The sequence below is a fragment of the Kitasatospora sp. P5_F3 genome, from assembly GCF_054049135.1.
In genome coordinates this window covers 1-22,628 of the sequence record NZ_JBFUMY010000050.1, presented here as the reverse complement: position 1 = coordinate 22,628, position 22,628 = coordinate 1, and the positions used below count along the sequence as shown (strand labels likewise).

Annotated in this window: 13 protein-coding genes and 2 pseudogenes; 3 read left to right on the top strand and 12 right to left on the bottom strand. The window is 73.2% G+C overall.

The window, feature by feature from the left end:
- Positions 1–22: 22 nt before the first annotated feature.
- On the top strand, positions 23–517 hold the full coding sequence (locus ACXJMZ_RS25565) for an ATP-binding protein (protein ID WP_057227065.1): 495 nt from the start codon (positions 23–25) through the stop codon (positions 515–517).
- A gap of 108 nt (positions 518–625) precedes the next feature.
- On the opposite strand, the gene nudC is transcribed toward ACXJMZ_RS25565, so the two are convergent.
- The 5 genes from nudC to ACXJMZ_RS25540 form a co-directional block, all read right to left on the bottom strand.
- Positions 626–1,558 carry an NAD(+) diphosphatase gene (gene nudC, locus ACXJMZ_RS25560; RefSeq protein ID WP_235502750.1) on the bottom strand — a complete coding sequence of 311 codons (933 nt, stop codon included), beginning with the start codon at positions 1,556–1,558 and terminating at the stop codon, positions 626–628.
- Positions 1,559–1,597: 39 nt separating this feature from the next.
- The gene (locus ACXJMZ_RS25555) at positions 1,598–2,998 is read right to left on the bottom strand and encodes a dipeptidase (protein ID WP_457032395.1); all 1,401 of its coding nucleotides are present in this window, start codon (positions 2,996–2,998) and stop codon (positions 1,598–1,600) included.
- Positions 2,999–3,132: 134 nt separating this feature from the next.
- On the bottom strand, positions 3,133–6,003 hold the full coding sequence (locus ACXJMZ_RS25550) for an FtsX-like permease family protein (protein ID WP_457032394.1): 2,871 nt from the start codon (positions 6,001–6,003) through the stop codon (positions 3,133–3,135).
- Complete coding sequence (locus ACXJMZ_RS25545) at positions 6,000–6,770, bottom strand: ABC transporter ATP-binding protein (protein ID WP_457032393.1); 771 nt, start codon at positions 6,768–6,770, stop codon at positions 6,000–6,002. Before ACXJMZ_RS25545 ends, ACXJMZ_RS25550 begins: the two co-directional genes overlap by 4 nt.
- Before the next feature lie 39 nt (positions 6,771–6,809).
- Positions 6,810–7,448, bottom strand: coding sequence for a PadR family transcriptional regulator (locus ACXJMZ_RS25540; RefSeq protein WP_457032392.1), 639 nt, complete (start codon positions 7,446–7,448; stop codon positions 6,810–6,812).
- Between the two features lie 61 nt (positions 7,449–7,509).
- Between ACXJMZ_RS25540 and ACXJMZ_RS25535 the strand changes: the two genes are divergently transcribed.
- On the top strand, positions 7,510–8,427 hold the full coding sequence (locus tag ACXJMZ_RS25535) for an endonuclease/exonuclease/phosphatase family protein (protein ID WP_457032391.1): 918 nt from the start codon (positions 7,510–7,512) through the stop codon (positions 8,425–8,427).
- A gap of 58 nt (positions 8,428–8,485) precedes the next feature.
- On the opposite strand, the gene ACXJMZ_RS25530 is transcribed toward ACXJMZ_RS25535, so the two are convergent.
- The 4 genes from ACXJMZ_RS25530 to ACXJMZ_RS25515 form a co-directional block, all read right to left on the bottom strand.
- Positions 8,486–9,577, bottom strand: coding sequence for a PP2C family protein-serine/threonine phosphatase (locus ACXJMZ_RS25530; RefSeq protein ID WP_457032390.1), 1,092 nt, complete (start codon positions 9,575–9,577; stop codon positions 8,486–8,488).
- Between the two features lie 283 nt (positions 9,578–9,860).
- Positions 9,861–13,070 carry a UvrD-helicase domain-containing protein gene (locus tag ACXJMZ_RS25525; protein ID WP_457032389.1) on the bottom strand — a complete coding sequence of 1,070 codons (3,210 nt, stop codon included), beginning with the start codon at positions 13,068–13,070 and terminating at the stop codon, positions 9,861–9,863.
- 198 nt (positions 13,071–13,268) lie between these two features.
- Positions 13,269–16,541 (bottom strand): ATP-dependent helicase, encoded by a 3,273-nt coding sequence (locus ACXJMZ_RS25520; RefSeq protein ID WP_457032388.1) that lies wholly within the window; start codon positions 16,539–16,541, stop codon positions 13,269–13,271.
- A 25-nt stretch (positions 16,542–16,566) separates the two neighbouring features.
- Positions 16,567–16,902: an MGMT family protein gene (locus ACXJMZ_RS25515; protein ID WP_057227085.1), complete on the bottom strand. Its 336-nt coding sequence runs from the start codon at positions 16,900–16,902 to the stop codon at positions 16,567–16,569.
- A 155-nt stretch (positions 16,903–17,057) separates the two neighbouring features.
- Here ACXJMZ_RS25515 and ACXJMZ_RS25510 point away from each other — a divergent pair.
- Positions 17,058–19,490 (top strand): annotated as a pseudogene (locus ACXJMZ_RS25510) (lysylphosphatidylglycerol synthase domain-containing protein); the annotation flags it as partial.
- Between the two features lie 51 nt (positions 19,491–19,541).
- On the opposite strand, the gene moeZ reads toward ACXJMZ_RS25510, so the two are convergent.
- From moeZ to ACXJMZ_RS25495, 3 genes and pseudogenes are all read right to left on the bottom strand, one after another.
- Positions 19,542–20,720 (bottom strand): adenylyltransferase/sulfurtransferase MoeZ, encoded by a 1,179-nt coding sequence (gene moeZ / locus ACXJMZ_RS25505; protein ID WP_457032445.1) that lies wholly within the window; start codon positions 20,718–20,720, stop codon positions 19,542–19,544.
- A 176-nt stretch (positions 20,721–20,896) separates the two neighbouring features.
- Positions 20,897–21,847, bottom strand: a complete 951-nt coding sequence (locus ACXJMZ_RS25500) for an NAD-dependent epimerase/dehydratase family protein (protein ID WP_457032387.1) — start codon at positions 21,845–21,847, stop codon at positions 20,897–20,899.
- A gap of 57 nt (positions 21,848–21,904) precedes the next feature.
- Positions 21,905–22,628, bottom strand: a pseudogene (locus ACXJMZ_RS25495) (hypothetical protein); the annotation flags it as partial.

Genomic DNA, 22,628 nt, shown 5'->3' with positions numbered 1-22,628 from the left:
ACCCGGGGGCGGAGCCATGCCCGTGACCAGTACCGCGCGCCACTTCAAGGCGCGGCCGATCAATCTTCCACACACCGGGGCCGCCGGTGCCGACCATCGCCCGGGGCGGGCCCTGGAGGCGGCCGACCGGGGCGCCTGGTCCGCCACCGCGAGCTTCCCGCCGCAGCCGCACAACGTGGCCAGGGCCCGGCAGCTGACCCGGACGGCACTGGCCGCCTGGGGTGCCGCCGAACTCACCGACAGCGCCGAGCTGCTGATGTCCGAGCTGGTCACCAACGCGCTGCGGCACGGCCGGGGCGCGGTCTCGATCACGCTCGCGCTGACCGACCGCACGCTGCAGATCTCGGTGGCCGACTTCGGCCGGAGCCTGCCGGAGGCCAGGGAGGCGGCCGAGGAGGACGCCCACGGCCGCGGCCTGGCCATCGTCGGGGCGCTCTGCAGCGACTGGTCGGTCACCACCCGGCTGACCGGAAAGACCGTCAGCTGCTGGCTGGAAGTCGACCGGAAGAACGACTGAGCAGGGAATTTCGAATTCGGTCGAAAATAGCCGGTCGGCGGAATCGTGAGAGCAGAAAGGGGCGTACGGCAATCAGCCGCACGCCCCTTTTTCACTCCAACCGGTGGGCTACCAGCGAGCCGCACTCGGCAACGGTTCTCCGTACCAGAGTTCGACCAGATGACGGGCGATCGAAATACCGGACGGCGGCAGGATCTCCCCCGCCTCCATCCCGGCCCGCAGCTCGTCCCGGGAGATCCAGCGCGCCTCCGCCAGCTCCTCGCCGTCCACCGTGATCGCGGTGCCGCTCGGATCGGCCTTGCCCAGGAAGCCGAGCATCAGGCTGGACGGGAACGGCCATGGCTGGCTCGCCACGTACTCGACCTCGGCGACCTTGACCCCGGCCTCCTCCAGCACCTCGCGGGCCACCGCCTGCTCGATCGACTCGCCCGGCTCGACGAACCCGGCCAGGGTGGACCAGCGGCCCTCCGGCCAGAGCGCCTGACGGCCCAGCAGACAGCGGTCCTGCTCGTCGGTGATCAGCATGATCACCGCCGGGTCGGTCCGCGGGTAGTGCTCGGCGGCGCAGGAGGTGCAGCGCCGGACGTGCCCGGCCCCGGCCTTCTCGGTCGGCTGGCCGCAGCGCGAGCAGAAGCTGTGCAGCCGGTGCCAGTGCTCCAGCGCGACGGCGTGCACCAGCAGCCCGGCGTCCCGGGCCGAGAGCAGCGCGCCGACCTCGCGCAGACCGGCCGGCCGGGCGTCGCCGTCCAGCCGTCCCGGCAGGCTGGAGCCCGCCATCGCGAAGTACGAGGTGCCGTCCTCGTCGGTGCCGAGGAAGTACCGGTCACCGGTCTGCGGCGCCTCGAACGAGGGCATCAGCACCAGCTCGGTGCCCTGCTCGGTGTCCACCACGAAGACCTCGCCGCCGGCGATCGGCAGCACCTTCGTGCTCGGGTGGCTCCAGGCCGCGGCCAGCCAGGGTTCGTCGAAGCGGTGCTGGGCGGCCCGGTCGACCCCGGCCCTGGCCAGCGCGAGCTGCTTGGTGTCAGGCGCGGTGCTCAAGTCGGTCCATCCCCGTTCGATCGGAAGCTTCGTGAAGGTTCATGCCTGCGGCCAGCTCTCGGCCAGCTCGCTCCACAGGTGGGCGGCGGTCTCCACGCCCTTGCTGAGCAGGTCCAGTTCGACCTTCTCGTTCACCGAGTGCCAGCCGTCCGAGGGCACCGAGATGCCCAGGAAGAGCACCGGTGCGCCGAGCACGTCCTGCAGGTCGGCGGCCGGACCCGAACCGCCCTCGCGGGTGAACAGGATCTCCTGCTCGAAGGCGCGGCCCATCGCCCGGACGGTGGCCTGCAGCGCCGGGTGGTCCAGCGGGGTCAGGCACGGGCGGGTGGCACCGGGGAAGGTCAGCTCGTACCGGATGCCCTCCGGCACCTGCTCGGCCACCCAGCTGCGGACGGCCTCGCGGACCTTCTCGATCTCCTGCCCGGCGACCAGCCGGAAGGACAGCTTGAGGTGCGCCTCGGACGGCACGATGGTCTTGCCGCCCGGGCCGGTGTAGCCGCCCCAGATGCCGTTCACCTCGGCGGTCGGACGGGCCCAGACCCGCTCCAGGGTGGAGTACCCGGCCTCGCCCCGGGTGCCGTACGACTTGGCGACCCGCAGCCACTGCGCCTCGTCGAACGGCAGCGCGGCGAACAGCTCGCGCTCACGGTCCGTCAGTTCCACCACGCCGTCGTAGAACCCGGGGACGGCGACCCGGCGGTCCTCGTCGTGCAGCGCGGCGACCAGCTCGGCGGCCACCTCGGCGGGGTTGGGCACCGCGCCGCCGAAGGAGCCCGAGTGGATGTCGGTGTCCGGGCCGTACAGGTCGAGCTGGGCGTCGGCCAGGCCGCGCATGCCGGTGCAGACCGTCGGGGTGGTCTCGGACCACATCCCGGTGTCGGAGACGAAGACCACGTCGGCGGCCAGCCGTTCGGCCTCCCGGCGGACCAGCGCCTCGAAGTTCGGCGAGCCCGACTCCTCCTCGCCCTCGACCAGCAGCTTGAGGTTGACCGCGGGCGCCGTCCGGCCGGTGGCGTCCAGGTGGGCCCGCAGGCCCAGGGTGTGGAAGAAGACCTGCCCCTTGTCGTCGGCCGCACCCCGGGCGTACAGCCGGCGGCCGATCACGGTCGGCTCGAACGGCTCGGTGTCCCAGCCGTCCGCCTTCGCCGCCGGCTGCACGTCGTGGTGGCCGTAGACCAGCGCGGTGGGCGCGGCCGAATCCCCGGACGGCCACTCCGCGAACACCGCGGGCAGCCCGTCGGTCTCCCAGACCTCGACCACGGGGAAGCCGGTCGCCCGCAGCTGCTCCGCCAGCCACTCGGCGGACCGACGGACCTCGCCGGCCAGGGCCGGGTCGGCGGAGACGGAGGGGATACGCAGCCAGTCGGCGAGATCGCGCAGGAACTCGTCCTGGTGCCGGTCGATGAAGGAACGGACGACGCTGTCCGGGGTTTTCGTCATACGGACGACTTTAGTTCGCCGCCCGGACTCGGTGAACCGTGCTCCCAAGGAGCGGACCCGTTACCTGCGTCACCCCCGGGAAGGGAGTGACGCAGGTGACGAGGGCTCAGGCGCTCGGGCTCAGACTCTCGGGCTCAGACCGAGCGGCGCAGCAGAGCCGGCCTCGACCGGGTGAACAGCATCGCCAGCAGCACCGCCACGACGGGCAGCACCAGCAGGGTCAGCCCCAGCGTCGGCCACGGGACGGCGATCACGGCGTCCCTGCCCGCGTCCCCCGGGTACTGCGGCGTGCTCTCGATGATCCGCAGCGCGATCGCGGGCACCACCCCGCTGATGGTGCCGAGCACCGTACCCATCGCCGCGATCACCCCGCACTGGAAGCCGGACAGCCTGCGCCGGATACCACTGGTCGCACCGACCGCCGCGAGCGTGCCGAGGTCGCGCTGGGAGTCGGCCGCGGCCAGGCCGGTGGCGATGCCCGCCGCGCCCAGGGCCACGATCGCGGCGAAGGCGGTCAGGCCGAGGATGATCAGGCTGTCCTGCTCCTGGTAACCGCGCTCGACGGTGAACCGACCGTCGCCACCGAGTTTGGCCAGCGCGGCCTCGGTCTGCTGCTCGTTCTCGCTGCTCGGCATCGCCGAGGGTTGCCAGACCGTGCCGGCCTCGGCCACCGTCAGGCCGAGCCGCCGGGCGGTCTCCGGTGTGGCGAAGGCACCGGCGTTGCGCAGCTCCGGCTCGAACAGCACCGCCTCCACCGAGATGTCGTGCTGCTTCGGCCTGGTCGAGACTGCCCTGACGTTGGCGAACTCACCCTGGTCGGCCATGGACGGATCGTCCGGCAGCTCGGGCGGGGCATCGGTCAGGGTGAAGGTGGCCTTGCCGTTGCGCAGGTGGTCCGGGTTGAAGACGAGCACCTTGCCCTCGGCCAGCGCCGCGGCGGCGGCCGGGTCGCGCACCCCCGTGAGGTTGCCCAACGCGGTGGTGTCCCCGACCAGCAGCGGGCCGCTGAAGGCGCTCGAGTAGCTGCCCGCCGGGTGGAGACAGCGCGGGTCGTTCCGGAACCGCTGGTACTCGGCCTCGGTGGGCTCCTCGGTCCGCTCCGGGCCGTACAGCGGGCAGCGGAGATCCGCGGGCACCTGCAGCTGCATGTACCCGCCCGGACCGCCCCTGCTGGACGCGGCGTACCTGGCCTCGAAGATCTCGCCGCGCGGCCCGAGGTTGGGCATGATCCGCTCCAACGCGTCCCGGCGGGCCGGGAACTGGGCCGCGTCGCTCTCGCCGTATCCCAGGTCGAGCAGCACCGCGCCGCTGCGCAGCGTGGCCTGGTAGTCCTGACGGTGTTCCAGGTTCTGACTGGCCGCGTAGATGCCGACCGCGACCGAACCGGCCACCGCCGCCATCACGGCGGCCACCGCCGGAGCGGTCCGCCCCCGGTGCCGGACCGAGTCGCGCAGGGCGAGCCGGGGGCTGAGCGGCAGCCAGCGGCCGAGCCGGCCGAACAGGCCGACCAGCATCGGGGTGCAGGCGACCATGCCCAGCTCGGCGATCACCGAGCCGCCGAGCACGGCCAGTGCCCCGCGCTTGCCCTGCTGCCCGCCGAGGGTCGGGGCGAGCAGCGCGATCGCGGCACCGCCGCCGAGCATCAGCAGGCCGAGCAGGGCCAGCTTGCGGTTCGGCGGTTTGATCGAGCCGCGGCCGGTCAGGGCGCTCACCACGTCCTGCCGGGACGCCTGGACGGCCGGGACGACCGCCGCCAGCAGGCCGGTGACCAGGCCGATCGCGGCCACCCCGGCCAGGTCCAGCGGGGCCAGGTCGAAGCTGCCGAAGCGGCTGCCCGCCAGGTCCTCCAGCCAGGGCCGGGCCACCGCGACGGCGAGCACCGCGAGCACCACACCGGTGACCGCACCGGCCAGGCCGAGCACCACACCACCGCCGAGCACCACCGAGCGGACGTGCGAACGGTCGCCACCGCCGGCGGCCAGCAGTCCGAGCTGCCGCCGCGAACGGCGGGCACCGACGGCGAAGGCCGGTCCGGCCAGCAGCACGATCTCCAGCAGGGCCATGCCGGCCACCGTGGCCACGACCGCCAGTGCGGCCATGTTCGGCGTGAAGCCGCCGCTGTACTGCTCCTGGTCGGCGAAGAACGGCACCTCGGAGCGCGGCGGCGGGTCGAGCAGCACCGCGCGCGAGGCGATGGCGAAGCCGTACTTGTTGAGCTCCAGCACCTTCGGCCAGTCCAGCACGGCCCCGGCGGGCAGCTTGACCAGCCAGTAGTCGCCGCCCCTGCTGCCCTTGCCCCTGGGGTGGTTCTGCTCGGCCGGCGGCGCGGGCAGCGAGCCGGGCCGGACCAGCAGCTGACTCTCCTTCAGCTGGTCGGGGTACTCCACCGAGGCGGTGATGGTGAAGGGCTTGCCCTCAAGACCGCGCAACGTCGTGGTGTCACCGATCCGGAGACCCGCGGTCCGCAGGAACTCGTCGGTGGCCGCCAGCTCCTGCGCGGCGGCCGGCGCGCGCCCGCCGGTCAGGTTGATCCGGCCGTGCCAGATCGAATCGGTCAGATCGGCCTCGAGCGCTCCCACCTTGAGCTGGCCGCTCGCGGTGGTGGCCGTGGTGCCCTCGGTGCTGCCGAGCGGGACCAACCTGGCACCGGCGGGCAGCAGTTGGGTGATCAGCTCGCCCGGCATGGTGGCCTTGCTCCGGGTCTGCTCCGCGGTGGGCTGCTGTCCCTTCGCCGCCGGCCTGCTCATGGAGCCGTCGTCCGGATTCGGCGCCTGGGACACGATGATGCCCTGTCCCCTGCCGGACACCGTCGCGTCGGCCTCGCCCATGGTTCTGGTGATCCGCTGCTCCGGCTCCAGCTGGGCACTGCGAAAAACCACGTCGATCCCGGCCACGCCGAGCACCGGCAGGGCGATCATCGCGATCACCAGAGCACTGCGGCCCTTGGCCCGCAGGGCGTCCCGGCGGGCGATCCGCAGGGCCACCCGCCATGCGGTGAGCCTCACTCCGCCACCGGTCCGGTGCTGTTGGTGGCGGCCGAGACCAGCAGGCTGGCGGCGTCCCGGCTGACGCTCTCGTCCACCACCCGGCCGTCCCGGATGAACACCACCCGGTCCGCCCAGGCGGCGTGCCTGGCCTCGTGGGTGACCAGCATGGCCGCCGCACCGGCGTCACAGCGGGCCCGCAGGACGGAGAGCACCGCCTCGCCGGTGGTGGAGTCCAGCGCGCCGGTCGGCTCGTCGGCGAGCACCAGGCGGCGTTCGCCGATCAGCGCCCGGGCGATCGCCACCCGCTGCTGCTGGCCACCTGACATGTCGTCGGGGAAGCGGTCGGCCAGCTCCTCGATGCCGAGCTCGGTGAGCGCGGCGTACGCCTCCCGGCGCGCGGCCCGGGTCGAGATGCCGTCCAGCTCGCGGGGCAGCGCGATGTTCTCGGCGGCGGTCAGCGCGGGTATCAGGTTGTAGTCCTGGAAGACGTAGCCGATCGCCCGGCGGCGGATCTGCGCCTGCTGCTTGCGGGACAGGTCGCCGAGGCTCTGCCCCTCGACCAGCACCCGGCCCGTGGTCGGGCTGTCCAGCCCGCCCGCCAGGGTCAGCAGGGTGGACTTGCCGGAGCCGGACGGGCCCATCACCGCGACCAGTTCGCCGGGGTGCACCTTCAACTCGACGCCGCGCAGGGCGTGCACCTCGGCTGCGCCGTGGCCGTGGACTCGGGTGACGTTCTCCAGGTGCAGCACCGCATCGGTACCGGACCGGACTTGCTGAGTGGTCAACTCTCCCCCTGCTGTGACGTTTGCTCGAATGACGGTGGGTCAGAAACGGCTGCGCCGACGGGCGCGGGGCGTCTCTGCGGCCGAGACTGCCGAGGCGGCCGGGGCAGGCGCGGGCGGCGGGGCGGGCTCAGGAGCGGGCACGGGGGCGGGCCCGTACTGCGCGATCCGGGTCTCGCAGTGGTCCAGCCAGCGGATCTCGGCCTCGGTCTGGAAGATCAGCTGCTCCAGCACCAGCAGCCAGGCCAGGTCCGAGCGGCCGTCCCGTTCGGCCGTCAGCGCCTGGCCCTTGAGCCGGGTGTAGTCCTGCAGCGCCTTCATGCTGTGCCTGCGCTGGCCCTGGACCACCGCCTCGACGTCCACCCCGGGCACCGTGACCGCCATCGCCAGCTTTATCGCCAGCTCGTCCCGGGGCGGGTTGGTCCGGGGCACCGGGGTGTCGAACCAGTTGCGCAGTTCCGCGCGGCCCTGTTCGGTGACGGCGTAGTAGACGTGCCCCTCGGCGTCCTCACCGTGCGGGGCGACCAGGCCGTCCCGCTCCAGGCGGCCGAGCGTGGTGTAGACCTGACCGACGTTGAGCGGCCAGGTGGCACCGGTACGGGCTTCGAACTCGGTTCTCAGCTGGTAGCCGTAGCGCGGGCCCTGATCGAGCAGGGCGAGCAGACCGTGACGGATGGACATACCGAGTATGTATACCCGGTATGCTCCACGGCCTCAAGCTCTGCGGGTACCGTCACTTGGTGTGAGCCCGCTGCGCATCGCCACCTTCAACCTGCTGCACGGCCGGCCGCTGGCCGCCGACGGCAGCCCGCTACCCTACCCCGCCGAGCCGGGTGACCCGCTGGCCGAGGCGGTCGCCGCGCTGGCTCCGGACGTGCTCGCGCTCCAGGAGGTGGACCGCCACCAGGAACGCTCCGGCTTCACCGACCAGGCCGCGGTGGCCGCCAAGGCGATGGGCGCGGGCGACTGGCGGTTCGCCGCCGCCCTGCACGGCCGCCCGGCGCCGTCCACCGGCTGGATTCTCGACCCCGCCGTGCCGGGGCTCCAGGTGTACGGCCCCGACGAGGTCGGCGACTCCCCGCACCCGTCCTACGGCACCGCCCTGCTCACCCGACTGCCCGTCAGCCAGTGGCGGGCCCGGCGGTTCGCCCCGGCGCCGTTCGGCCTGCCGCTCCGGGTGGCCGGCCGACGCGGGCTCACCCCCGTGCCGGACGAACCGCGGGCCGCCCTGGCCGCCGTACTCCAGGGCGAGCGGGGCGAGTTCACCGTGGTCGCCACCCACCTGTCCTTCGTACCCGGGTGGAACATGGCCCAACTCGCGGCGATCCGGCGGTGGATCGCGGACCTGCCGAAGCCGCACCTGGTGCTCGGCGACTTCAACCTGATCGGGGCGGTGCCGCGGACCGTGCTCGGCGGTGCCACCGCACTCGGGCGGCGGCCGCAGCGGCAGCTGCCCCGGCGGCGCAGCCGGTCGCCCCGGCCCCGCCTCCAGGGGTGGCACGACCTCGCCAAGACGCCCACCTACCCGTCGCACCGGCCGGCCGTCCAGTTCGACCACGTCCTGGCCACCGGGGTGCCCCGCACCGCAGTGGGCTCCGCGATCGCTCCCCGCACGGGGATCTCCGACCACCGGCCGCTCCTGGTCGAGGTCGACCTCTAGAACTGCGAGGAGATCTGGCGCCGGGGTCACCTGCGAAAGTGCCTGGCTGAGCACCTGCCTAGAGCAGCTGCCTGGTCACGGCCGGCTGGTGCGGGAGCTGCGGGAGGATCGGCTCGTACTGGAGCAGGAGCATCGCGGCGTCGTCGCCGAGCTTGCGGCCGACGTGGCGGACCACGTCGTCGTGCAGGCGGCGGAGGACCTCGACCGGGCCGCCGACCGCGCAGTAGGGGAGGCGTTCGGCGAGGGGGTAGAAGGCGCCGCGGTGGTCACGGGCCTCGATCACGCCGTCGGTGAAGAGCAGCACCCGGTCGCCGGGCTCGACCCGGATCCGCTGGACGGGCGGGCGGACGTCGGCCGGGTCCAGGACGCCGAGCGGCGGTACGGTCTCGGGCAGTTCGAGCGGGCGCGGGGTCTGGCCGGCCCGGAGCAGCAGCGGGGCGGGGTGGCCGCAGTTGACGATCTCGGCGGTGCCGTCGGGGCAGACCCCGATCAGCAGCAGGGTGACGAACTCCTCCTCCACCCCGGGGTGGTCGTTCTCGTGCAGGGCCCGGTCGAGGCTGACGGCCAGCCAGGCCGCCACCCGGTCGAGGGCGGGCTCCTGGTGGGCGGCCTCGCGGAAGGCGCCGAGGACGGCGGCGGCGGTCTCGACGGCGGCCAGGCCCTTGCCCCGGACGTCGCCGATCACCGCGCGGACGCCGTGCCGGGTGTTCACCACCTCGTACAGGTCACCGCCGATCGAGGCGTGCTCGGCTGCGGCGGCGTAGTGCACGGCGGCCCGGACGCTGCCGACCCGGTCGGGGACGGAGCGCAGCAGGACCCGGCGGGCGATCTCGGCGACCAGCTGGGCGTCGGCGAGGGCCTGCTCCTGACGGACTCTCAGGTTGGCGCTGACCCAGCCGATCCCGGCCACCAGGGCGATCGCGAAGACGGTGGCACTGTGCACGGACTGGCCGAGCACCTCGTGGTAGCCGGCCAGCGCGAAGGCGGCGATCTCGGTGAACAGGCCGATCAGCAGCGGGTACCAGGTGCGTCGGCTGACCACCGCGGCCAGCGCGGGGACGGCGGTGAGGGCGGGCTCGACGGTGACCGCCGAGTTGCTGAAGAAGTCGAGGGCGAGCACCAGCAGCATGCCGATGAAAGGCAGCGCCATCGAGGTTTTCGGCCAGGTCCCGGTGACCGTGCCTGGAACAGCCCCCGGGGTCGGCCCCGCGAGCCGGTCTCTGATCCATCCGGTCGCGCTCAACTTCGGTCTCTCCAGCAGAAGGTGGCCGGTGCCTGGGACACCTGCGGTGATGACAGAGGGTCAGGTCGTGGAGCCCTGACGGGTGGCCGGAGTTCGGGAGTGACCGGTTACCGACCCCACAATAGGCGCGAATAGTGCACAGCGCACAGGTTTCGCACGATGCCGTGACGAAATGGATGCTCTGCGTGACTCAACTTGTGTCATTCCCGATCAGAAGCCGGGTCAACTCTTTTCGGTCGGGAAGTTCGGCCGGTCTTTCGACCCGGCCACTACGGACGTACAGGAACGAAGCGGTGACCTGCTCCGGCTCGACACCCATCAGTTCGGCCCAGGCCAGCCGGTAGACGGCCAGCTGGAGCGGGTCGGCGGTCTCCTCCCGGTGGGTCTTCCAGTCCACCACCTCCCAGCGGGGGGCTGCTGGTGACCCTGAGCCACCGTCACTCTCCTGGTAGACCGCGTCGATCCGGCCGCGCACCACCCGGCCCCCCAGCACCAGCTGGAACGGGGCCTCCACCCGGTACGGCCGCCGGCTCGCGTACGGGCTGCGCAGGAACGCCTCCTTGAGCCGCTCCAGGTCGTGCTCGTCCTCGATGCCGTCGTCGTCCACCCCGGGCAGCGCGTCGGGATCGACCAGCAGCAGCGGTTCGATCCGGGCCTGCACCCAGGCGTGGAAGCGGGTGCCCCGGCGCGCGGCGGGCTGCGGCGGGCGCGGCATCGGGCGGGCCAGCTCCCGGGCGAAGCCGTCCGGGTCGGCGGCGAGCTTCAGCAGCTGGGTGGCGGAGAGCGAGGCGGGCAGCGGGACCTCCCGGACGGCCCGGCGGGACCGCTCCAGTTCGCCCAGCAGGGCCGTCAGGTCACGGTCCCAGGAGGCGACCTGACGCTCCGACTCCGGTGCCATCCGCTCCGGCTCCGGCGCGGGCTCCCCGGCCAGCCGGCGGTGCACCACCTCCGCCACCCGGCGGCGGGCGAGCTGGGCGGCAGGATCCAGCGGCAGCGGCCAGGGCGTCTCCACCGAGCTGTCCAGGGCCGGGTTCTCGGCGTCCGGCAGCGGCGGCTCGGCCCAGATCTCGACCTCGCCGTTGCCGGGCTGCGCGGCGTGCTCGTACAGCGCCGTGAGGAAGGCGGAAGGGCCCCGGCGGCGCTTCTGGCTCGGCCCCCACCAGTGGCCGGAGACGAGCAGCAGCTCCCTGGGCCGGGTGAAGGCGACGTAGCCGAGCCGGAGCTCCTCGGTGGCCGAGTGCTCGGCCATCTCGGCCTTGAAGAGCTTCATCTCCTTGGGCGTCAGATCGCCGAGCACCGGCAGGGTGGCGGCGTCCCCGCGCAGTTCGTGCGGCAGGACCTTCTTGGTGCTGGTCCAGCGCTCCCGGCCCTTGGCGCTCGGGAACGCCTCCCGGACCAGTCCGGGGACGGCCACCACGTCCCACTCCAGGCCCTTGGACTTGTGCGCGGTGAGCACCTTCACGGTGTCCTCGCCGCCGGGCAGGCTGCTGTCCAGACCGCGTTCGTACTCCTGCGCCGCGCGCAGGAAGGCCAGGAAGGCGGACAGCCCCGGGTCGCCGTCCAGGTCGGCGAAACCGGCGGCCACGTCCAGGAAGGAGTGCAGGGTCTCCCGGCGGCGGGCGGCCAACGCGGTCGGGGAGGCGGAGAGTTCGACCTCCAGGCCGGTGACCGCCAGCACCCGGTGCAGCACGTCCATCAGCGGCTCCGCCAGCGAGCGGCGCAACTCCCGGGTCTCCCGGGCCAGCTGGGAGAACCGGACCCGGGCCTCCGGCGAGAACGGCAGCTCGTCCGGCTGCGACCCCTCCCCGCCATACAGAGGTGTCAGGAAGCTCTCCAACGCGTCGGCCAGCGACACCACTTCGGTCGGATCGGTCTCCGCCACCGCGGCCGACAGCGCGTCGCCGCTCTCGGCCCGTCCGGTCCGCACCAGCGCGGCGGCCCGGCGGCCGAGCAGCGCCAGGTCGCGCGGGCCGATCCGCCAGCGCGGACCGATCAGCAGACGGACCAGTGAGGCGTTCGCGGTCGGGTCCTGCAGCACCTCACAGACCGCCACCAGGTCGGCCACCTCGGGGAGTTGGAGCAGCCCGCCGAGCCCGACCACCTCGACCGGAACCTCCCGGGCGACCAGCGCGGCGTGGATGTCCGGGAAGGCCGAACCGCTGCGGCAGAGCACCGCGATCCGGCCCGGCGCCGTGCCCGTGGCGGTCAGATGGGCGATCCGGTCGGCCAGCCACTCCACCTCGTCCGCGTGGGTGGGCAGCAGTGCACAGCGGACGAAGCCGTCCGGCTCGGCCCCCGGCGCGGGCCGCAGCGCCTCCACGCCCGCGTGCATCTCCCGTAGCGGGGCGGCCAGTTGGTTGGCGAAGGCGAGCAGGCGGCCGCCACTGCGCCGGTTCTCGCTGAGCGAGTAGCGGTGCGCGGGGGTGCCGGCCCGGCGTGGGAAGTGCCGGGGGAAGTCGTCCAGGTTGGCCACCGAGGCGCCGCGCCAGCCGTAGATCGCCTGGCAGGGGTCGCCGACCGCCGTCACCGGATGACCGCTGCCCGCGCCGAACAGCCCGGCCAGCATGAGGCGTTGGGCCACCGAAGTGTCCTGGTACTCGTCCAGCAGCACCACCTGGAACTGCTCCCGCAGCAGCACCCCGACCTCAGGACGCTGCTGGGCCAGCCGGGCGGAGGCGGCGATCTGATCGCCGAAGTCCATCAGGTTGCCGGACTGCTTGCGGCGGCGGTACTCCTCCACCAGCTCCAGCAGCTCCAGCCGGGCCCGCGACGTCACCGGGATCGCCCGGAGGTCGTCGTTGCTCAGCTTCACGGTGGCCGCGTGGTCCAGCAGCTCCCGGTCGAAGTCGCGCAGCCGGGCGGGCTCCACCAGGTGCTCGGCCAGCTCGGAGTCCAGCGCGATCAGCTCGGCGACCAGGCCGGAGAACGCACCGGTCAGCGCCGGGTACGGGCCACGCGAGTGCCGCAGCACCCTGGCCGCCAGCTGGAACCGGGTGGCGTCGGCGAGCAGCCGGACGTCCGGCTCGATGCCCAGCCGTAGGCCGTGCTCCTTGAGCAGGCGTCCGGCGAAGGCGTGATAGGTGGAGATCTCCGGTTCGCCGAGCGAGTCCTCGTCGTCCTCCAGCACCCCGGCCCGCAGCAGCGCCGTCCTGACCCGCTCGGCCAGCTCGCCGGCCGCCTTGTTGGTGAAGGTCAGCCCGAGCACCTGCTCCGGCCGCACCGCCCCCGACCCGACCAGCCACACCACCCGGGCCGCCATCACCGTGGTCTTCCCCGAACCGGCCCCCGCCACGATCACCGCAGGCTCCAGCGGCGCCCCGATCGCGGCCATCTGCTCCCGGTTGAACGGGACGCCGAGCAGCTCCTTGAGCTGTTCCGGGTCACTGAGCAGGGGGCGCATCCACCAACCCTAACGTCGGCAGCGCTCTGGGCAGGCGCTCGAGCATCTACGGTCCAGGGGCTCGGGGAACTGCGAGGAGATCTGGCGTGCGGGTCACTGCGAAAGTGCCTGACCACCCACGCAGGGATCAACTTGTACGAGGTCGGCGTCGCAGTTCCCCGAGCCCCTGGCGTGTGCCACCTCAGGCCCTGCGAAAGGTCACTCCAGCAGCTGGCGCCCGTCCCGCTGGGCGGTGCAGCTGCCGCGGAAGCTGCACCGGGCGCAGGAGTCACTCGTCCGCGGGCTGAACCGTTCCGCCAGCACCTTGCCCGCCGTGTCCGCGAGCAGGTTCTCGATCCACGGTTCCTCCGGCGGTCCCTGGTGCTGGACCTTGGGGGCCTCCGGCTCCGCCTTGGAGGCCTCCGCCCGCAGGTGCACCAGCTCCGCGCCGCCGACCTCGGGGCGGTGCTCGAAGAGCTCGTCCAACGCGCCCGCCCGGGCGGCGAGCTGGTAGACCGCCAGCTGCTTGTGCTCGGGCAGCGACTTGTCCGTCGGCAGCTGCTTGCCGGTCTTGAAGTCGACCACGTACGCGCGGCCGGCCTCGTCCCGTTCGACCCGGTCCATCGAGCCCCGGATCCGGACGCTGACCTCCCCGACCGGCAGGGTGAGGTCGAAGTCGTGCTCGGTGGCGACGGTGCTCCGGCCACGTTCCAGCACGTGCCAGTGCAGGAAGCGCTCCAGCGCCGCCCTGGCCTGCTCCTTCTCCTGCTGGGACTTCCACGGTGCGTCGAAGGCCAGCGCGTCCCAGACCGTGTCGAGCCGCTCCATCAGCACCGCGAGGTCGGCCGGGGTCCGCCCGGAGCCGACCTCGTCGGCCAGCGCGTGCACCACGTTGCCGAAGCCCTGGGCGGCCGTGGTGGTGCTGCCCGCCTTGACGTCCTTCTCCAGGAACCACTGCAGCGAGCAGCTCTCCAGCTGTTCCAGACCACTTCCCGACAGCCGCACCGGCAGCTCCGCGTCCCGCAGCGGCTCGGCCGACTCGGTCCGGTCCACCAGCCCCCACCAACGGTCGGGGTGGGCGGCGGGCACCAGCGGGGCGCCGTCCTCGTCGGTGGCCGCCGCCAGCACGGCCAGCCGTTCGGCGGCGGCCCGGCGCAGCTCGGCCGGACGCGCGGGGTCCACCGTCACCGCCCGCAGCTCGGCGACCAGCGCGGAGACCGCCAGCGGCCGTTTCGGACGGTGCGTCACGTCCTCGACCGTCACCTGCGGGGTACGGCGCAGCACCCGGCCGGTCCTGGGGTCGAGCTCCTCCCGGTACAGCTCGCGCAGGAAACGGGACGGCTCGTCGCCGTCCTCGGCCGGGGCCTTCACCGCCGTGACGATCAGCCGGTCCTTGGCCCGGGTGACGGCCGTGTAGAAGAGGCGTCGCTCCTCCCCCAGCAGCGCAGCGGGCGAGAGCGGCTCGGCCAGCCCGTCCCGCCCGATCCGGTCGGCCTCCAACAGCGACCCACGCCGCCGCAGGTCGGGCCAGAGCCCGTCCTGCACCCCGGCCACCACGACCACCCGCCACTCCAGCCCCTTGGACCGGTGCGCGGTCATCAGCCGGACCGCCTCGGGCCGCACCGTCCGTACGGCCAGCGTGTCGGCGGCGATGTCCTGCGCCTCCAGCTCGGCCAGCAGCTCCTGCGCGCCCCGGTGCCCGGCCACCTGCTCCTCCGAGCGGGCCGCGGTCTCGAACAGCGCGCACAGCGCGTCCAGGTCCCGGTCGGCGTTGCGGCCCGCCGCGCCACCGCGCAGCGCGGCCCGCTCCAGCCGCTCGCGCCAGCGGCGGCTGCCGTCCCAGAGCTCCCAGAGCGCGGCCTCGGCTCCGCCGCCGCCCGCGAGCTGTTCGCGGACCTTGCGCAGCAGCATGGCGAGTTCGCGGGCCCGGCGGGCGTAGCCGGGCTCCATCGCGACCAGCCGCTCCGGTTCGGCCAGCGCCTCCCGGATCAGCTCCTCGGCCGGGCGGACCACGGCGGGCTCCTCGGCCCCGCGCAGTGCCTGCCGTTCCTCCTCGCGCAGCGCCCGGCCGAGCCGGCGCAGGTCGGAACCGTCCAGCCCGCCGAGCGGGCCGGTCAGCAGGGTGTGCGCCTGTTCGGCGGTGCACTGCTCGGCGGGGTGGGCGCAGATCCGAAGGGCCGTCAGCAGCGGGGTGACGGCGGGTTCCTCACGGAGCGGCAGGTCGTCGCCGTCGATCTCCAGCGGCACCCCGGCCGCGCCGAGCGCCCGCCGGACGCCGGGGATGGACCGGCCGCCGGCCCGGACCAGCACCGCCATCTCGCCCCACGGCACGCCGTCCTCCAGGTGCGCCCGGCGCAGCAGGTCGGCGACCGAGTCCAGCTCGGCGCCGGGGGTCGGATAGGTGTACACCTCGACCCGGCCGCCCTCCCGGGAGGGCAGCAGGGCGCGGTGCGCGGCCAGCTTCTCGGCGGGCAGCCGGCCCATCGGCATCCGCCGGGTGAGCTCCCGGGCGGCGGCCAGCAGGACCGCGCCGGAGCGGCGGGAGACCCGGAGCACCTTGACCTCGCCGGGGCTGCCGTCGGCCTTCGGGAAGGTGTCGGGGAAGTCGAGGATGCCGTTGATGTCGGCGCCCCGGAAGGCGTAGATCGACTGGTCCGGGTCGCCGACCGCGACCAGGTCCCGTCCACCGCCCGCGAGTTGGCGCAGCAGCCGGACCTGGGACGGGTCGGTGTCCTGGTACTCGTCCACGAACACCACGTCGTAGCGGGCCCGTAGTGCGTCACCCACCTCCGGCCGTTCGGCCAGCAGCACGGCGCGGTGCACCAGTTCGGCGTAGTCGAGTACGCCGCGCAGGTCGAGCACGTCCAGGTAGTCGGCCAGGAAGTGCGCGGCGGCGGCCCAGTCGGGGCGCTGCACCCCGGTGGCGAACCGGCTCAGCTCGGCCTCGCCGAGGCCCAGCTCCCGGCTGCGGGCGAGCACCGCGCGGACCTCGTCGGCGAAGCCCCGGGTGGTCAGGCAGGCCCGCAGGTCCAGCGGCCAGGCGATGCCGCCCGCGCCGAGCTTCACGTCCTCGGCGTGACCGGCCAGCAGCTCACGGACCATCACGTCCTGCTCGGGCCCGGAGAGCAGCCGGAGCGGTTCGGCGTACGCGGCGGGCTCCTGGTGGACCCGGAGCAGGGCGTAGCAGAACGAGTGGAAGGTGGTGGCCTGCGGAGTCGCCGAGCCGTTGCCCAGCCTCGTGGTCATCCGGTCCCGGAGCTCCATCGCGGCCTTGCGGCTGAAGGTGAGCACCAGGATGCGCTCGGGGTCGGTGCCGCGTTCGATCCGCCGGACCACCGACTCCACCAGCGTGGTGGTCTTGCCCGTGCCGGGCCCGGCGAGCACCAGCAGCGGCCCGTCGGCGTGCTCGGCCACGGCCCGCTGGTACTCGTCCAGCACGGGCGGGGCCGGCTGCGCGAGCGGACTGCGGACCAGACGGAACGGGGAGGACACCCGGTCGAGCCTACCGGCGCAGTTTCTAGATCCCGTCCCAGCGGGCCTGCCGGAGGTCCACCCGGGGCTCGCCGCCGACCAGCCTGAGCGGGGTGCCCTCGGTCCGGTACTCGGGCAGCGCCCGGTGCTCGTGGCCGGGCAGCGGCCGGCCGTCCGCCCTGACCACCCGCCACCAGGGCACGCCCGAGCCGTACAGCGCCATCACCCGGCCGACCTGCCGGGGGCCGCCCCGGCCGAGGTACTCGGCGACGTCCCCGTAGGTCATCACCCGGCCGGGCGGGATCCGCTCGGTCAGCTCGAGCACCGACTCGACGTACGGCGGCAGCTCGTCCTGCGGCTCAAGGTTCGTCACGCCTGGCATCCTGCCAAAACCGGACCGGCTCCGGCACCAACCGGTCGATCAAGGCACTCCCAGGGAGGGATTCGGCGCGCCCGATGTGGCCCCTGTCCCGCATGGGACGACCCGGCGTGCCACCATCTTCGGGGCGGTGAGTGGTGATACGAGGACAAGACCAGATGACCGGGACGGTAGAAGTGGACGTGGACGAGGGCCCGCACGGGTCCGCCACCGTAGCTCCCGGACTGCCTGCACCGTCGTTGACCAAGGGGATCGAGGGGGAAGAAGGAGTGGCCGAGGAGCCACCGAGCGGCGACCATCTCGCCGTGGACGAGCCACTGCTCGCCGCCCGGGCGCACCGCCCGTCCGATCTGCTCCGCTTCCTGGCCGGGCTCTGCGGCATAGTGGCGCTCTTCCTGGTGGCCCGCTTCGCGGTCTCCACCACCTTCGGCCTGCAGAACGACATCTCGGTCAACGCCGAGCGCATCCCCAGCTGGCTGACCACGGTCGCCGGCCTGGTGTCGAGCATCGCGGTGCTGGCCGTCCCGCTCGCCTTCGCGGTCGAGCGGCTGATCAAACGGGACGGCCTGCGGGTCGCCGACGGCGTGCTGGCCTCGGTGCTGGCGTACGGGACCTCGCTCGGGGTGGACTGGTGGGTCGCCGCGGGTGCCCCGATCACCGTCCAGGAGGCGCTCACCCAGGTGTCGTTGGGCAGCGGTCCGGTCCTGACCGATCCGGTGCACGGCTATCTCGCGCCGGTGATCGCCTACATGACGGCGGTCGGCATGTCGAGCCGCCCGCGCTGGCGGGTGGCGCTCTGGACGGTGGTGCTGCTCAGCGGGCTGACCGAGCTGATCAGCGGGTACACCACGGTGCTCTCGCTGCTGCTGACCGTGCTGATCGGCTGGTCGGTGGCGTACGCCACGCTGTACGCGATCGGCTCGCCCAACATCCGCCCGACCGGGCAGCACCTGATGATCGGCCTGCGCAAGGTCGGCTTCGCCCCGGCCGGTGCGCACCGCGCCCCGGACGCCCCGGGCGGCACCCGGCGGTACTACGTCGATCAGCACTCCGGGCCGCCGCTGGACGTGCACATCATCGACCGCGAGCAGCAGGCCTCCGGCTTCTTCTACCGGGCCTGGCGGCGGCTGCGGCTGCGCTCGGTCGCGGTCCGCCGCAGCCCGCAGTCGCTGCGCCAGGCACTGGAGCAGGAAGCCCTGATCGCGTACGCGGCCACCGCCTCCGGCGCCCGCGCCCCGCAGCTGGTGGCCACCTCCGAACTCGGCCCGGACGCCGCCATCCTGGTGTACGAGAAGCTGACGGGCCGTCCGCTGGACGAGCTGACCGACGAGGAGATCACCGACCAGCTGATGACCTCGCTCTGGGAGGCCATCGACGCGCTGCACGAGCGCCGGATCGCCCACCGGCGGCTGACCGGCGAATCCCTGCTGGTGGTCGACGACAAGACCGGCTACCTGGTCAACCTCTCCGGCGGCGACATCGCGGCGGGCGACCTGACACTGCGGATCGACGTCGCCCAGCTGCTCACCACCTTCGCGCTGCGGATCGGCCCGGAGCGCGCGGTGGCGGTCGCCAACGGGGCGCTCAGCGCGGACCGGGTCGCGGCGGCGCTGCCGCTGCTCCAGCCGGTCGGCCTGAACCGGTCCACCCGGATCGACCTGGCCCGGCTGAACAAGGAGCGCAAGTCCGCCGCCCAGGCGCTGGCGCTGGAGCAGGTCGCGGCGGGCGAGCGGACCCAGCAGCAGGCCGAGGAGGACATCGCGGTGGCCAGCGAGGACCTGCTCAGCCGGATCCGCGGCCAGATCCTCCAGGTCGTCCCGGAGGCCCCGCTGGCGCCGGAGAAGCTCGAGCGGCTCAAGCCGAAGACCGTGATCACCGTGGTGGCGCTGGCCTTCGCGGCGTACTTCGCGCTGACCACGATCAAGCCCGAGCAGTTCAACCTGGACCAGATGGACTGGGGCTGGGCGGCCGCCGCGCTGGCCGCCGCCGCCTTCACCTATGTCGCGGCCTCGATGAGCCTGACCGGCTTCGTGCCGGAACGCCTGCCGTTCCGGCGGACGGTGGCGGCCCAGATCGCCGGCTCGTTCGTGAAGCTGGTGGCGCCCGCCGCGATCGGCGGCATCGCGCTGAACACCCGTTACCTGCAGCGCTCCGGCATCCGCTCCGGCCCGGCGGTGGCCAGCGTCGGCGCCTCCCAGCTGGCCGGGCTGGCCGGGCACCTGGGACTGCTCTTCGTCTTCGGCCTGGTGACGGGCAGTCAGAAGGAGGGCGGCGAGGGCGCCGACAAGGCAGTGATCATCGCGATCCTGACCGCGGCGGTGCTGGCCCTGGTGATCGCGGCGGTGAGCCCGCTGCGGCGGTTCGTGGTGACCCGGGTGCGCTCGCTGTTCTTCGGCGTGGTGCCCCGGATGCTCGACCTGATGCGGACCCCGAGCAAGCTGATCACCGGCTTCGGCGGCATCCTGCTGCTCACCCTGAGCTTCACCGCCTGCCTGGACGCCTCGATCCGGGCCTTCGGGTACTCGATGAGCTTCTCCGCCGTCGCGGTGGTCTTCCTGACCGCCAACGCGGCCGGCTCGGCCATCCCGACCCCGGGGGCGGGGGCCCTGGGCCCCCGCGCCCCTCTCGGCGTTGCTCGCGTCCTAGTAGACCGGCTTGTGCGGCTCGATCTGGTTCACCCAGCCGAGCACGCCGCCACCGAGGTGGACCGCGTCCGAGAAGCCCGCCGACTTGAGGACGGCCAGCACCTCGGCCGAGCGGACGCCCGACTTGCAGTGCAGCACGATCTTCTTGTCCTGCGGCAGCGTCTCCAGCGCGTTCCCCATCAGGAACTCGTTCTTCGGGATCAGCACGGCACCCGGGATGTTGACGATCTCGTACTCGCCGGGCTCGCGGACGTCCACGAGGAAGATGTCCTCGTTGTCGTCCTGCCACTCCTTGAGCTGCTTGGAGGTGATGGTCGAGCCCGCGGCCGCGGCCTGGGCCTCCTCCGACACGACGCCGCAGAAGGCCTCGTAGTCGATCAGCTCGGTGACGGTCGGGTTCTCACCGCAGAGCGCGCAGTCAGGGTCCTTGCGGATCTTGACCTGACGGTAGTTCATCTCCAGCGCGTCGTAGATCATCAGACGACCCACCAGCGGCTCGCCGATCCCGGCCAGCAGCTTGATCGCCTCGGTGACCTGGATCGAGCCGATCGAGGCGCAGAGCACGCCCAGCACGCCGCCCTCGGCGCAGGACGGCACCATGCCGGCCGGCGGGGCCTCGGGGTAGAGGCAGCGGTAGCACGGGCCGTGCTCGGCCCAGAACACGCTGGCCTGGCCGTCGAAGCGGTAGATCGAGCCCCACACGTACGGCTTGCCGAGCAGCACCGCGGCGTCGTTCACCAGGTACCGGGTGGCGAAGTTGTCGGTGCCGTCGACGATCAGGTCGTAGCCGGAGAAGATCTCCATCACGTTGTCGTTGTCGAGGCGCTCCTCGTGCAGGATCACGTTGACGTAGGGGTTGATCTCCTGGACCGACTCCCGCGCCGACTCGCCCTTGGAGCGGCCGATGTCGGACTGGCCGTGGATGATCTGCCGCTGCAGGTTCGACTCGTCGACGGTGTCGAACTCGACGATGCCGAGGGTGCCGACACCCGCCGCCGCCAGGTACATCAGGGCGGGCGAGCCGAGGCCGCCGGCGCCGACACAGAGCACCTTGGCGTTCTTCAGCCGCTTCTGCCCGGCCATCCCGACATCGGGGATGATCAGGTGGCGGGAGTACCGGCGGACCTCGTCAACGGTGAGCTCGGCGGCCGGCTCGACCAGGGGTGGCAGCGACACGGGGACTCCGATGGTCGTCAGTTCGGGGCTTGGCATGAGCCACCATCGGTGACTCTGATACGCCAACAGTGTCACTCGGTCGGGGTATTCCGAGACAGCAGGTCCGATGGGTGAGACAGTCGTCGCCGGATGCTGGGACCACCCCCGGAATGCCCAACTCCCCTGGTGGGCGGCGGTCAGACCCGACAGGCGGTCTCCAGCCAGATGTCGCCCAGCGACTCCTCCAGCGGCACCTGTGTCCGCCAGCCGAGACGGTCCCGCGCCGTCCGGACGTCGGCCTGCCGCCACTGCGCCGGCTCGCCGGACGGGCGGTGCGGCGGGTAGTGCGGCGGGTGCTCCAGGCCCGCCCCGGGCTGCACCGGCAGCGCCGCCACCCTGGCATCCTCGCTGATCGAGCCCTCGAACCCGGCCGCCCGCACCAGCAGCTGCGCCGCGTCCCTGGCCCGGACCGCGTGGCCGCTGCCGATGTTGATCACCCCGGTGGCGGCCGAGACCGCGGCCGACTGGATCGCCCGGGCGACGTCCCTGACATCGACGAAATCCCGGTATCCGGACAGGTCCGGCATCCGGACCTGGTGCTCCTCCTGCTCCAGCGCCCGGCGCAGCCCTTCCGCCAGCCGCCCGAACAGCGAGGCCGCCGGCGATCCTGGACCGACCACGTCGAAGACCCGGAGCACCGCCGCATCCAGGCCGGAGGCCAGCACCAGCTCCGTCCCGGCCAGCTTGGAGACCCCGTACGGACCGGCGGGCCGGGGCTCCGCGGTCTCCGGGACCGGCACGCCGCTCGGCATCGGCCCGTACTCGGCGGCCGAGCCGACGTGCACCAGCCTGGCCGGCTCCCGGCTGCGCCGGATCGCCTCGCAGACGGTGGCCACCGCGAGCGTGTTGGACCGGATCAGGGTCCGTGAGCTGCCGTAGGTCGCCCCGGCACAGTTGATCACCGCCTGCGGGGCCACCGCGTCCAGGAACCGGGCCAGCGCGCCGGGGCTGCCCGCCGTCAGGTCGAAGCGGATGTCGGCCGAGTCACGTCGGCCGAGCACGGTGACCTGGAGGTCCGGTTCGACCAGCAGTCGTTCGGCGACCCGACGGCCGATGAAGCCATCGGCGCCCAGCAGCAGCACCCTCATCAGGGGGTGTCCTTCCATGAGATTCGTACGGGGGACAGGGGGTCGGGCAACAGGGGGTTACCGCCGGTGCGCGCCCGGGCGGCCCAGCACCAGCCAGGCGTACGGCAGCAGCAGGGCGGCAGCCGATCCGCAGGCGAGCAGTTGGGCGGTCTCCGGCCGGTACCGGGCCGCCGTCGTGAGCAGCAGGCCGGCCGTGCCGGCCGCCAGCAGCCCGGCCACCGCCGGGGTCGCCCGGCCGCAGCGCAGCAGGACCGTGGCCGGGAGCAGCAGCAGCGCGAGCGCGGCCTGGCCGGCCCACTGCGGGCCGGTCGCCCGGTGCACGGCCTCGTACAGCAGGCCGCCGCCCGGGCGCGGGCCGACGGCGGTGAGCAGCAGCAGGCCGGTCAGGCCGAGCCCGGCCGTCGCCAGCAGGTTCAGGGCGGAGGCCACCGGCAGGGCCGGCCACATCCGAGCCCGGAAGTCGGCCATCGTGCGGGCCGCGCCGAGGTGACCCCAGCCCACCTGCCGCAGCCAGCCGGTGGTCCACTCGACCGCGCCGACGGCCGTCGCGACGGCCACGCCCAGCACGGCTCCGGCCGGCCCGCCGGTCGTCACCGGCAGCGCCACCAGCAGGGCCACTCCAGCGCCGTAACCGGCCCGCTGCAGAACCGTTCCGTCCGGTGCCGACGCTCCGTCAGGACGGGCGGCCGCCCAGGCCAGCCAGCCGCCGCAGAGCACGGCTAGCGGGCCCCGGGCCGCCGGCGGCAGAACTGCCACGCCGCCGGCCAGCGCCGCCGCCGGC